The following is a 13,151-nucleotide window of genomic DNA, read 5'->3' on the forward strand; positions in this document are numbered from 1 at the left end:
TTGGCAAATGACATATTGGCAGCATGTACCTTATAGGACTTTCGGAATAAAGAATTGTCTTGTATGAAGAGAATAAAATCTATGTTAGGCAGGTTACTTTCGAAGCGCAGCGACAAATACGGGTGGTCCGGAGATTATTCCTCATGGGATAAAGCAAGGGCTATTGCCGGAGGCTATGACCAGCAGGTTATTCTTGAAAGAACTGCCGGCGCAATGCTAAAGGTAAAGAACAACGAAGCGGCCTATGAACGGGATTCTGTTTTGTTTAACAAAAAGGAATATCCGCATGCTTTGATCGCCTTCCTGATCTATAGTGCCACCATACGCCGGGCACCGCTCCACATTCTCGACTTCGGCGGGTCTTTGGGCACTACCTACTACCAGATCCGAGAGTTTCTCACCGCAGAAAACTGCGCAAGCTGGAATATTGTAGAGCAGGAACACTATGTCCATACCGGTAACCGGGACTTCAGTGACGAACGGCTGAAGTTTTACAGTTCAATAGACGATTGTATGAAAGACAGGGCGATAGACTTTGTCCTGCTTTCCAGTACAGTACAATACCTTGAGGCACCACATGTTTTTCTTAAGGAATTGGCTGAAAGAGCGTTTGACTTTATCCTGTTTGACAGGACCGCATTCAATAAAGACAGGCAGGACCGCATTACCCTTCAGCGCGTCCCGCCTGAAATCTATCCCGCTTCGTATCCTTCCTGGTTCTTTCATGAAGATTTCTTCCTGAGCCATTTCTCCGGCCGGTACAAAGTTGTCGCAGAATTTCCATCTTATGTCGATGGTGAATCTGAAATGTGCATTGATGGTAAGCACAAGGGCATTTGCAAAGGTTTTTTTCTGATCAATTCACAAAAGTATGCTTAAATTCTGCACATTATTCAACAGCAACTACCTTTCCCGCGGCCTAGCTATGTACCAGTCACTGGAAGCACAATGCAGCTCATTCCATCTGTATGTGTTCGCCTTTGACGACCGCTGCTATGATGTGCTCAGCAGGCTTAACCTGCCTTCTGCCACCATCATCAGCCTGGAAGAATTTGAGAATGAAAGATTATTGAGTGTAAAGGCATCGAGGACAGCCGGAGAATACTGCTGGACCTGTGCTTCTTCCACCATTAAATATTGCCTGGAAACCTATCAGCTCGATCATTGTACCTATATCGACGCCGATCTGCTGTTCTTTAAAGATCCCAGCGTACTGTTGCAGGAAATGGGTGAAAAATCCGTGCTCATTACCCCGCACAGGTACACTCCTAAATATGATCAGTCCGCTACCAGCGGCATTTATTGTGTACAGTTCATGACCTTCAAAAATACCGAAGAAGGTATGAAGGTACTCAATTGGTGGGTAGACCGGTGCATAGAATGGTGCTATGCAAGGTTTGAACACGGAAAATTCGGAGATCAGAAGTATCTGGACGACTGGCATAACAGATTTCATACTGTTCATGTGCTGCAACATCCGGGGGGTGGCGTTGCCCCCTGGAATGTTCAGCAATATAGTTTCGAAAAACATAACGGTCTGCTGAGCGGCCGTGAAGCCGCCACAGGGCAGCTATTTGATCTGGTCTTTTATCATTTCCACGGATTCAATTATACAAAGAACAACAGCTATTGTTTGTCCAATAACAGCTACGAGCTGTCGCGCAATCATGTAAAGCACATTTACAGGGCTTACGTCCGGGCGTTGTCAGTAGCTGAAGCTGCGGCCAGCGTGCCGAGTTATCAGCTCACCAGCGAGCTGGACCTGATTCATGCCGTTCCCGGTCGCGCCATCCTGTTTCTCCTCCGCGGATATTACAAGAACTTTTATAAGAAAACTGCACTCACCTATGGCTTCTCTAATTAATCTTAAAACCTTTACAGATACCAGGGGTAATCTTACCGTAATTGAGAAAGTAATTCCCTTCGACATCAGGAGGATCTTTTACATCTACGGAGTAGACGATAGTGCAAGAGGCGGGCACCGCCACAAGCAGACTGTGCAGGCGGCCATCTGCATACGCGGGCATTGTGCCATTTATAATTGCAACGGGAGTACGGAAGATACTTTTATACTGGATAGTCCCGATCAGTGCCTGGTTCTGCAGCCCGAAGACTGGCACGCTATGCACAGCTTCAGTGAAGATGCCATTCTGATGGTGCTTGCATCCGAATATTTCGATGCCGCCGACTATATCTATGAACCCTATCAGACGCATTTGAACCTTGCCGTATAACACATGATCCCCTACGAAGATCTTTACCAGCTGAATCAGACCTTTATGGACGACTATCGTAAGAGCTTCGACGATAGTATGGATAAAGGCTGGTATATTCTCGGCAATAAGGTCAGTACCTTTGAGAACGAATTTGCTGCTTATTGCGGAGGCGGTCATTGCGCGGGTCTGGCTTCCGGCCTGGATGCCCTGGTACTGGCGCTCAGGTATTTCAACTTCCCGGAAGGTGCCGAGGTGATCGTGCCCTCCAATGCTTATATAGCGACCATTCTGGCTGTTTACCACAATGGTCTCGTGCCCGTGCTGGTCGAGCCGGATATCAGTACCTATAATATTGATCCCGCTAAAATTCCACAGGCCATTACCAGCAAGACCAGGGCCATTATGGTGGTGCATCTGTACGGCAAATGCTGCGATATGGAACAGGTACTGCAGATTGCCGGCGCACATGGACTGAAAGTCATCGAAGACTGTGCCCAGGCACACGGGGCCACCTTCAAAGGAAAGAAGGCGGGTACCTTTGGAGATTTCGGGGCGTTCAGTTTCTATCCGACCAAAAACCTGGGGGCTTTGGGAGACGGAGGAGCCCTGCTTTCTGCTGATGAAGATAAGATTGCAGAGATCAAGGCTGTCAGAAACTACGGTAGCCGGGAAAAGTACCATAACGACTATATTGGCATTAATTCCCGCCTTGACGAAATTCAGGCAGGTTTTCTTTCTGTAAAACTCAGCCGTCTTCAGGAAATCAATGCGCATAAGCGTAAGCTTGCGGCCATTTATGACCAAGAGCTGAATACCAATTTCATACGTCCCGCTGTCCATTCCGACTATGGAGACGTTTATCATATTTACGCCGTCCGCCATCCCGAAAGGGACCGGCTGCGCGAGTACCTGCTGCGGAACAATATCCGGACCGAGGTGCATTATCCTGTGCCACCACACAGGCAGAAAGCATTGAAAAACAAGCTCGGCGGAGCTTATCCTATATCAGAAACCATTCACCGGACCATATTAAGCCTGCCTGTTTCCTATTGTCATACCCAGGAACAGGTTGCTCATGTTGCAGCGGTGATGAATGCTTTTTAGCATACGATAATAGGTTAGAATTTAGTATTTTAGCCCTTAGTTAAAAGGACAGGATGAGTTATCAGTTTACTAAGGGAATGTTGGCGCTGGTTGTGGCCGGTACCCTGTGCTGTCTGAGCTGTAAGAAAGGCACTACTGAAAGTGAGGCGAAGGTGAAGCCACCGGTCAGAACTTATGTAGTAACGGCCAGGATAGACAAGAAGGGGACCAACAGCAATTCAGAAGGTACGGCCATGCTGAAAGGGGCTTACAGTGAAGAGTCCAAGCTGCTGGTGTATACCCTGGAATATGAGGGGGTCGATCCCAGAGAGATCACTTTGCGCAATGGAGCCAAAGGCTCTTACGGAGTCCTGGTCAAGGAGCTGTATGTTTTCGGCAAGGGACAGCAGAGCCAGCCCCTTACCGGGTCTATTACGCTTAGCCCGCTGCAGGAGCGGCAGCTGTTGCGGGGACAGTGGTTTGTGGCGGTCAATACGCCGACCATGTTCCCTGAAATATCGGGGATGCTGACATTAAAACAAATGTAACAGGTAAAATGGGAATACAGCATGATTTACCGGTTACAGATCAGGAACTGATCACCGCGATCATTGACCGGGACAGAAAGGTTTTTGAGTTGTTTTATAAAACGTATTATAAACAACTGTTTGCAGTTGCCTATCGTTATATCGGCAACCGCCAGCAGGCCGAAGAAATTGTACACGATGTGTTCATCGTCATTTGGAATAAAGGAGAACAATTGAATATTCAGCAATCCATGAAAAGTTACCTGTTCAGGTCGGTAGTCAATTCATCACTCAATGCCATTAAGCGGGAGAAGATGGATACAGAGCGCCGTGCCAGCTACCTGTCACAGTACGATCCTGAAGTAGCCAGCACCAGCGAGCAACAAGAGGAGGCAGAGGCTGCAGTCATGGGCCGGCTGGAAGAGGCGCTCGGAATGCTCCCTGAAAAATGCCGGCAGGTCATGTACCTCAGCCGTTTCGGGAAGATGAAGCAAAAAGACATCGCTGAACAAATGAATATTTCTATAAAGACGGTAAAGAACCACCTCACCTACGGTTTCAATAAGCTCAGGGAACACATGGCCAAACACAACCAGACCACTATCCATTTATTGATCCTTTTAACCATTAACGCACTTAATCTATGACACACCGATCACTACCTACAGAAGAACTGGCCCATGAGCTGATCATCGATGCGCTTGAGGGTACCATCTCGCCAGAGGACGAGGAAATACTGGAAGCCTGGAAAATGGCCGCCCCTGAAAACGAACAGTTATTCAGGGACTTCGCATCTATACAGCTCAATATGGAAAAGCTCGGTGACCGCTGCGACCCCTCCGCCGAACAATCCTGGAAAGTTCTGGACAGTAAACTTTCAGGGACACCGCATACCGTATTGCAGCGTGAACTGGTTCCTGTCCGCAGAGTGAGGTTCGCCAGCATAAGCGTGGCTGCTGCAGTTTTGCTGATCAGCGGTATCGCTTTTTTCCTTTTTCAGGGCAAGCAGGAAGTGCTTAGCAACACCATGACTTCGGGTGCCATGAAGATCACGCTGCCGGATCAGACCGAGCTCACACTGAATGCCGGCACCACCGTCCGTTATAACAAACACAACTTCAGCAGAGACCGCAGGCTCATCCTCGATCAGGGAGAGGTCTTTATCCATGTCACCAGGCATGACGGTAACCAGTTCCGGCTGCACATAGGAGATATAAAAGTCGAAGACATCGGTACCAGCTTCAACGTCAGCCGTACCGAAACCCATACATCGGTGGTTGTGGAAGAAGGTAAGGTCGCAATGAAGCATGGGAATGACAGCGAGGTCATGCTTACCCAGGGCATGCGGGGTGTCTTTTATTCGGGTAATGGCACACTGGATGCTGCTGTCAATACCGACATCAACTATAAGGCCTGGGCAGATAAACGGCTCACCTTCAATGCCACCCCTGCGGAAGAAGTCGTTTCACAACTGCAAAAGGTCTATAAATCTCCGCTTATCCTGCGCGGAGACGCCCTTCGTCTGAAAAAGCTGACGGCAAACCTGCATTATCAAACTTTAGACAGCGCACTTGAAGTAATTTCTGCATCTTTACAATGCAAGGTTACCAAAGAGCAAAATAATTATGTTTTATACGGAAACCCGTAAACGATATTTTATCCTGTTTTTATATCTTACGCTCTTTCCATTCACGGCACTGTTTCCGCAGCAGTCTGCAAAGCTGCGGCGCAGCTATACTTTTAACCTCCCTGCTGATTCAATTACAGCCACTTTGAGGCGTGTTACCGCGCATACCGGTGCTACCTTTGCCTATGACCCGGAACAGCTCCGGAATAAGAGTAACCCTGATCTTCATTTTGTGCAGGTACCGCTGGAAGAAATACTTGGCAAAATACTCTCTGGTACAGGACTGGGCTTTTCGCCGGTCGCCAGGGACATTGTCATCGCTCCCGAACCCGAAAAAACCTGGTCTATACACGGCCATATCCGCGATGCTGCGAGCGGAGAAGAACTTATTGGTGCCATTGTGCAGATTCCTGCGCTTGGCGTAGGTATCTCCACCAACCAGTATGGATTTTATTCGATATCCGTTCCCCAGGGGGTACATGAACTATTCATCTCTTATTCCGGTTATCAGGCACAGCGCAGGCGTATCACCCTCGACAGGAACCTGCAGGAAGAGATCGAACTCAGTTTACAGCCGCGCATCCTGGAAGAAGTGGTGATCCGCAAATCCAGTGTAAGCCCGAACCCCATACTGATGAACGAGCAGAACGTCACCGTTAAACAGCTCAGCAGCGTCGCTTATTACGCCGGTGAAACCGATGTCATGAAGCGGCTGCAGATGCAGAACGGTATCCGTTCCATTACCGAAGGCAGTTCCTCCCTTTTTGTCAGAGGTGGTAATTCCGACCAGAACCTGATCCTGCTCGACGAAGCCATTGTTTATAACCCTTCCCACCTTTATGGGCTCATCTCCGTGTTCAATTCCGATGTCGTCAACAATATACAGGTCTACAGGGATTACATGCCGGCCAACTTCGGCGGTCGCCTGTCGTCTGTCATCGTTAACCGCATGACCGAGGGTAACAATAAAGAATATCACGTCAGCGGTGGAATCAACCCGATGTCTGTCCGTGTTGCGGCCGAAGGGCCCATTGTCAAAGAGAAAGGCTCTTTTATCGCGGCCTACAGACGCAGTATGCTGGATGTCTTCCGCAATAAGTTCAAACTCTTCAATCCCAACTCGGTTTATTACGACATCAATGCCAAGGCCAATTACAGGCTTGACAGTGAAAATGCTGTCTTTTATTCCCTTTACCTGGGTAAAGATAACCTGCGTTCTGAAAACTCCTACATCAATACCTGGGGAAATCTTACTTCTACTTTCCGCTGGAACCATATCTTTAATTCCAGGGTATTCCTAAATGTATCAGCCATCTACAGCGACTACAGTAATCTGCTCGACCTGAATGCAGATACCCTGTCGGAAAAAAGCCAGTGGCGTACCGGCATCAAGGACCTTACACTGAAAGCCGATTATACCTATTACCGCTCGCCTACCAATCAGATCAAGTTTGGCCTGTCCGGAATTTATCATCGGTTCACTCCGGGTGAAATGAATGACAAGAGTGACTTCGAATTCAACATCGCCAGGGACAGATCAGTAGAAACAGCAGTCTATTATACGCAGGAGATCGGCCTGAGCAAATCCTTTGAACTAAACTATGGATTGCGGCTCAGTTATTTCCGGAATTCAGAGACCAAGAATAACCTCTTTGATAACAACGGCAACCGCATCGACAAAAAAGAATCGGTATCTTTCTTAAGGCCGGAACCCAGGATCAATATCAGTTTCCTGCCCAGTGAAGGGCAGCGGGTGTTTCTCACTTATAATCTTAACTATCAGTATTTACAGCTTGTGCAGAACAGTGTCCTTGCCTTTTCTTCACTTGAGCCCTGGATTCCCGCCTCTGCCAGCATCAGGCCCCAGTCGGCAAGCCAGGTATCTCTGGGCTACCGCTATTCTCCGGACGGATATGATTTTCAGTTCAGTACCTATCATAAATACTTTACGAACCAGCTGGAACTGGCCGGCCATGCACAGATCATCCGGAACCCTGCAGTCCGGCAGCAGTTACTCCCCGGCTATTCCAGGGCCGCAGGTCTTGAAACAGAAATCAGCCGGTCAGAAGGAAGATTTACCGGAACCGTTGCTTATACCTATTCAAGGGTTTACCGGCAGCAGGCAGGCATTAATTCTGGTGCCCGCTACATCGCAAACTATGACATTCCCCATGAGCTCAAGTTCAATGCAAAAATGGATTTCAACAACGGGCTCTCAGTTCAATCCGCATTTGTCTACTCCACCGGGCGGCCCCTTACCCTTCCGGTAGGCTATTATCAGCATGACGGTCTCAATATTCCCATTTATGAAGGCCGGAATACCAGCCGCTTTCCCGATTTCCACCGGCTGGACCTTTCTGCACAATACCGGCTTCAGACCCCTATTAAAGGTAAGCGCTCCATGTCCCATGTTTTTTCTGCAGGAGTATACAATGTATACAACCGTAAAAACCCATTGTATTACCGGATGATCGCTCCCACGGCGACAGAAGGGGCCAATACCATAGAATATGGCTTCGGATGTTATCCCTGGATCGCCTATAGTTTTAAGATCTGATATGAAGCGCGTCATTTTCCATACTTTCCTTATGCTGCTCCTCGTCGGCTGGGGCTGCAAAAAAGACAAGCTGCCAAAGGATGCTTTTCAAAAGCCATCTAAGGTCTATGATATTTCTGTTGACGGAGGTATCAATACGTTTTCCACGCAACAGTTTATCAGGCTTACCAAACCGGCACTTTATCCAGGAACACAGCCACTGCCCATTACTGGTGCGCAGGTCGTGGTAAACGATAGCAGGAGTGACATTATTTTCCATGAAGTGACCTCAGGCGTTTACCGGGCCGATAACCATAATGCCCCTAATTACAACCGGGCATACAGACTCACGGTTAAATACGATGGTAAAACCTATACCGCAATCGATACGCTCCGGCAGGTAGTCAATATTGTAGACGATTTTATTCCGCTTTCCATCTCATCGGTTACCGACAGCATGGTCAGGGGGACCATTCCCAAGCATACGTTTGGCTACCTTAACCCAGGCAAATGGTATATCGCCTATCGTGGCATCAACAGATGGGATCCTTCAGCCTTTAACCAGAACAATTATTACAGCTATACCCATCGGCTGGGCTCGCCCAATTCCCTGTACCCGCTCAATAACCTGAAGCGTAATTTCAGCATCAGGAAAGACGACCTGGTCTTCATCTATAAGATGTCTGTATCCGAGCGTTATGCGAACTATCTGTATTCCGTATTCATGGAAACCGATTGGAGCGGCTTATTGTCCGGTGTGCCTGTTAACGTAGAAGGAAACATCTCGGGCAATGCCCAGGGTTATTTCTCCGTTACCGACATCGACTTCCGCGTCTATCCGGCCAGAGAACTCTGAGCCTTTGCCGCTTATGGGGCGTACCGCCTGCATTTGGCCCCGATATTGCATCAGCTAAACCATAATCAAGGATATGGCAGCACAAAAAAACAAGCATACAGCCTGGAAGTGGGTAGCGGGCATCCTCGCGATCCTGCTGCTGGCTGCCGGGGGCACCGCCCTGTACCTGGGCGCGAAATGGAAACCCATGCTGAAGGAAAAGATCAGCCAGGGCGTTTATGAAGGTTCAGACCACCTTTACCGAATCGACTTCCGTGACATGCAGCTCAATCTGCTTGCTGGCAGTGCCAGCCTGCAAGGCGTTGTACTCCGGCCCGATACTGCCACTTTTACCCAACTGAAAGCGGCCGGCCAGCTGCCCGTCCACATTTTCCGGATTGAACTGGAAAAGCTACAGATCAGCCGTATCGGCATTCTGACCGCCTACTTCAAAAAACGTGCAGACCTTCGCGCTATTCTGCTCGACAAGCCATCCATCAGCATCAGCCATTACCCCGGGAAGAAGAAAGCCGATACCGCCAAAGCCGAAAAGACGCTCTATCAGCTCCTGTCCGGCACACTCAAATCACTGCACATCGGGCAGATCCTGATCAAAGATGCTGACTTCAACTACCTCAACGGCGATAATAATAAACCCCTGAATACCATCCGGCACCTCGATGTCACCGTCAAAGACCTGCTGGTAGATTCCCTTTCGCAATATGATACCACCCGCTTTTACTATACCAAAGATGTCACCTTCAGCCTCAGTGGCTACCGCGCTCCCGGCAAGGGTAAGATGTATGGTATGAAGATCGATACCATACGTGGCTCCGCTGCACGGGGGGAGATCACCGTAAAGGGTTTCCAGATGATCCCCATGTATCCAGAGCTCGAATTCAGCCGCAAGTACACCTACGGACACGACCGTTACGACATCAGTTTTCAAAAGATCAGCCTGCTGGGCGTAGATTTCGGCAAGATCGTCCGGGAAGGCGTCCTTGAGGCCCGCAGCCTGCACCTTGGTCCTGCAAAGACCAATATCTTTGTGAACCGCGAGCTGCCGCCGCCGCCCAAGTTTGACAAAGTCCGAAACTTCCCGCACATCGCAGTCAGGCGCATTCCCATGCCTACGGTCATCGATAGTGTGCTGATCGACAACATTGATGTCGCCTATACCGAATACAACCCTATCAGTAAGAAAAAAGGCACGATATACTTTCAAAACCTGAAAGGCAGCATCACGAATATTACCAACGACAGCACGCGGCTGGCGAAAAACAACCATGCTATTGCAAAGCTCAGCGCAAAAGTCATGAAAGCAAGCCGCATCGACGTGACCATAGATTTTAACCTGACCGACAAACTCGCGGCATTCAGTTACAACGGCTCCGTCGCTCCGATGAACCTGAAAGTCCTCAACCCCATGGCCAAAGATATGGGCCTCGTCGAGATCGAAAGCGGCCAGATGCAAGGCGTTACATTTAACATCAAAGCCAACAGCCGGGGTTCATCGGGAACCGTCAGGTTCCTTTACTCCGACCTGAAGATCAAACTCTACGGCGATCCCGAGGCCGGAGAAAAGCCAAAGAAGAAAGGGCTGCTGTCCTTTCTGGCCAACACCCTGCTCATCAAAGACAACAATCCCGACAAGAAAGGGGAGGCACCGCGTATCGCCCGAATTACCTTTACCCGTACCCCCGCCGCTTCCTTTTTCAACCAGCTCTGGAAAGGGGTCTTTATCGGGCTCCGTGAAAGTGCCGGGTTGGGTGCGGTTCCGGTCAAGACACCCGAACAGGCCATGAAAAAAGTACGCGAAAAACTACATAAAGATTAATATCTTGTAGTGGCTTTATATGTTCAATACCAACAGAGAACGCAACAATACGATATACTGGATACTGGGATTGTTACTGCTTTCCATCCTGCTGCTCCTGTGGCTGGCCAGGTATCTTTCAGCGTCCTTTAAACCTATTGCCAAAGTCCAGCTCAGCGAGCTCGTTACCGAGGCCACCCAGGGCCTGTACCATATTCAATACTCAGATCTCCACCTCAACGTCCTTACCGGCATGGCGTCGCTCAGCGATGTGCAGATCATACCCGATACCGCAGTATACCGGAAACTCGTTGGCAAAGCGCTGGCACCGAATAACCTGTATACCATAAAGCTCAAGACGCTGGCCATCCGTCATTTTCATCCCCTGAGGTACCTCAGGTATAAAAAGCTCAATATCGACCAGATCCTGTTTGAAAACCCCGACGTCACCATGGTCAACAAACAACTCGATTTCAATGAGACCAATCGCCCCGTCACCGGAAAGACTCCGTATAACTATATCTCCAGGTATCTGAAAGAATTCCGGGTAAAGCAGATAGACTTAAAAAATATCCGTTTCAAATACGTTAACAACAACCTTCCCGTACCACAGACTGATTCCGTCAGCAGGCTCAACATTTCCCTGGAAGACTGGCTCATAGATTCCGCCGCCGCCTCAGACTCCCGCCGGCTGCATTATCTGAAAGATATCCGGCTCAACCTCCATGACTATACTTACGCCACACCCGACAGCATGTACCACATCCGGCTGGAGCAGCTCGGTTTTCAGGGATCAACCGGCAGGCTCAGCGTCAGCCGCTTCAGCGTCGCTCCCCGCTACAGCGAAATGGAGTTTGGAAAGGTTGCAGGTTACGCCCGCGACCGCTACCATATCGAAATGAACGATATCAACCTGAACGGTATCGACCTGCCACTTTACATCCGTAGGCAGGAGCTCTATGCAAAGGAGATGAATATAGCAAACGGCGGCGTCGAAGTATTCAACAACAACAGCCTGGAAAAAAAGACGGAACCAAAAACCGGCAAGTACCCCCACCAGCTCCTGCAGCAGCTGCCCGCGCAGCTCAGCGTGAGAAAGCTCAACATCAGCAATGTCGACCTCAGCTATTCCGAGTACGACCAGACCAGCAGGCAGAAAGGGCGGATCACTTTCGAAAAAACCTCGGGCACACTTACCAACATCACCAATGCCAGCCGCATTAAGGCAAAAGACCGCTACCTGCTGGCCGATTTTAACACCCTGCTGATGGGGCAGGGGGCGCTGCATGTCAAATTTAAATTTGACCTGGCAGCCAGGGACGGGGCTTTTGAATATTCCGGCAGGCTGGGTGCCATAGATGGACGGGCGCTCAACCGCATCACACGGCCCCTCGGCATGGTCCACATCAAGCATGCAGACATCAAAAGTCTCGACTTTGATATCAGGGCCAACGACCACCTGGCTACCGGATCTATGGATTTTGCTTATGAGAACCTGGCCGTTGCCCTGCTCAAGCGGGAAGAAGGTCAGGAGCGTCTCGTCAGGCAGGGCCTCCTGTCCATACTCGCCAATGCTATGGTCATAAACCCTTCAAATCCGAATGAGGAAGGAGTATTTATTACTGCCCCGATCCGGCACGAGCGCAAACCCGAGCGCTCCTTTTTCAACTTCATCTGGCGCAGTTTGTTCCAGGGCATCAAATACAGCATAGGCGTTACGCCAGAGAAGGAACGGGAAGTGAAGGCTAAGATTGCGCGTTTTGAAAAGATCAAAACAGACCGCGACAAGCGCCGGGCTGCAAAGGGGCAGCGGTAGTATTGTACCATTTATTCGCTTTTTTCCATATTCTGCGCCTTTTGCGCTGGAAGTATGGGCTTTGTTTTCTGAACAATAATTTTTGCCAGTTCCGCCGGTGCACTGACCGCCTGTGGATGATCACCACTGATGGTGGCATTTGGCATTCCTTTGTATTCAGTCGTTTCGGGGTCTTGCACGTACACGATGCCGCCAACTTCGGCCAGTGCTTTTGCGCCCGCTAAACCGTCTGATCCCATACCACTCATGACAATTGCCAGGGCGTTTTCACGATATTGAGTAGCTAAAGATTCGAAGAGTACATCAACTGCGCGGTTCAGGGGCTCGGTTGGTCGCTGGCTAGGGATGATTTGTCCGTCGAGTACTTCGATATAGGTATCTTCTATGATTAAGTAGATTTTACCTGGTTCAATTCGTGTACTTTTTGTAACCCGTACAATCGGAAGCTTTGTAGACTTACGCAACAGGTGGTCCAGTTCACTTCGATGTTCTCTCCAGAGATGCTGCACGACGATGAAAGCCATCGACGTGTCTGTTGGAATGTGCTGAAAGAAATCGCCGATTGCTTTTAAGCAACCAGCTGAACAGCCTATTGCTGTTACTTGTAGTTGATCGCTCGCCATAATTTGTTCTCCGCAAATTTCGGGCTAAAATGAGTGCCTATCCTATTCGTTTCATGCCGTCATTCCGAGGCT

Annotated in this window: 12 protein-coding genes; 11 read left to right on the top strand and 1 reads right to left on the bottom strand. The window is 49.3% G+C overall.

Annotation, left to right across the window (positions count from 1 at the left end; translation table 11 throughout):
• The first annotated feature begins 63 nt into the window (after nucleotides 1-63).
• The 11 genes from P2W84_RS07400 to P2W84_RS07450 all read left to right on the top strand — a co-directional run bounded on the left by P2W84_RS07400 (nucleotide 64) and on the right by P2W84_RS07450 (nucleotide 12,456).
• Nucleotides 64-879, top strand: a complete 816-nt coding sequence (locus P2W84_RS07400; RefSeq protein ID WP_276089484.1) for a methyltransferase, TIGR04325 family — start codon at nucleotides 64-66, stop codon at nucleotides 877-879.
• Complete coding sequence (locus P2W84_RS07405) at nucleotides 872-1,864, top strand: glycosyl transferase (RefSeq protein ID WP_276089485.1); 993 nt, start codon at nucleotides 872-874, stop codon at nucleotides 1,862-1,864. Before P2W84_RS07400 ends, P2W84_RS07405 begins: the two co-directional genes overlap by 8 nt.
• The gene (locus P2W84_RS07410) at nucleotides 1,848-2,234 is read left to right on the top strand and encodes an FdtA/QdtA family cupin domain-containing protein (protein WP_276089486.1); all 387 of its coding nucleotides are present in this window, start codon (nucleotides 1,848-1,850) and stop codon (nucleotides 2,232-2,234) included. Before P2W84_RS07405 ends, P2W84_RS07410 begins: the two co-directional genes overlap by 17 nt.
• A gap of 3 nt (nucleotides 2,235-2,237) precedes the next feature.
• Entirely contained in the window at nucleotides 2,238-3,320 is a 1,083-nt protein-coding gene (locus P2W84_RS07415) for a DegT/DnrJ/EryC1/StrS family aminotransferase (protein WP_276089487.1), read from the top strand.
• Between the two features lie 53 nt (nucleotides 3,321-3,373).
• Nucleotides 3,374-3,847 (top strand): CHRD domain-containing protein, encoded by a 474-nt coding sequence (locus P2W84_RS07420; RefSeq protein ID WP_276089488.1) that lies wholly within the window; start codon nucleotides 3,374-3,376, stop codon nucleotides 3,845-3,847.
• Nucleotides 3,848-3,855: 8 nt separating this feature from the next.
• Nucleotides 3,856-4,473 (top strand): RNA polymerase sigma-70 factor, encoded by a 618-nt coding sequence (locus P2W84_RS07425; protein ID WP_276089489.1) that lies wholly within the window; start codon nucleotides 3,856-3,858, stop codon nucleotides 4,471-4,473.
• Nucleotides 4,470-5,474 (top strand): FecR domain-containing protein, encoded by a 1,005-nt coding sequence (locus P2W84_RS07430; protein WP_276089490.1) that lies wholly within the window; start codon nucleotides 4,470-4,472, stop codon nucleotides 5,472-5,474. Before P2W84_RS07425 ends, P2W84_RS07430 begins: the two co-directional genes overlap by 4 nt.
• Nucleotides 5,452-8,010 carry a TonB-dependent receptor gene (locus P2W84_RS07435; RefSeq protein ID WP_276089491.1) on the top strand — a complete coding sequence of 853 codons (2,559 nt, stop codon included), beginning with the start codon at nucleotides 5,452-5,454 and terminating at the stop codon, nucleotides 8,008-8,010. The genes P2W84_RS07430 and P2W84_RS07435 overlap by 23 nt, the downstream gene beginning before the upstream one ends.
• Before the next feature lies 1 nt (nucleotide 8,011).
• Nucleotides 8,012-8,845, top strand: a complete 834-nt coding sequence (locus tag P2W84_RS07440; RefSeq protein WP_276089492.1) for a hypothetical protein — start codon at nucleotides 8,012-8,014, stop codon at nucleotides 8,843-8,845.
• A gap of 73 nt (nucleotides 8,846-8,918) precedes the next feature.
• On the top strand, nucleotides 8,919-10,661 hold the full coding sequence (locus P2W84_RS07445) for a hypothetical protein (RefSeq protein ID WP_276089493.1): 1,743 nt from the start codon (nucleotides 8,919-8,921) through the stop codon (nucleotides 10,659-10,661).
• Nucleotides 10,662-10,680: 19 nt separating this feature from the next.
• Nucleotides 10,681-12,456: a hypothetical protein gene (locus P2W84_RS07450; RefSeq protein WP_276089494.1), complete on the top strand. Its 1,776-nt coding sequence runs from the start codon at nucleotides 10,681-10,683 to the stop codon at nucleotides 12,454-12,456.
• 11 nt (nucleotides 12,457-12,467) lie between these two features.
• Here P2W84_RS07450 and P2W84_RS07455 read toward each other — a convergent pair whose 3' ends face one another.
• Nucleotides 12,468-13,079: a chemotaxis protein CheB gene (locus P2W84_RS07455; RefSeq protein ID WP_276089495.1), complete on the bottom strand. Its 612-nt coding sequence runs from the start codon at nucleotides 13,077-13,079 to the stop codon at nucleotides 12,468-12,470.
• Between the last annotated feature and the right edge of the window lie 72 nt (nucleotides 13,080-13,151).

Source organism: Pedobacter sp. JY14-1, assembly GCF_029269825.1.
In the GTDB taxonomy this organism is placed as follows: Bacteria; Bacteroidota; Bacteroidia; order Sphingobacteriales; family Sphingobacteriaceae; genus Pedobacter.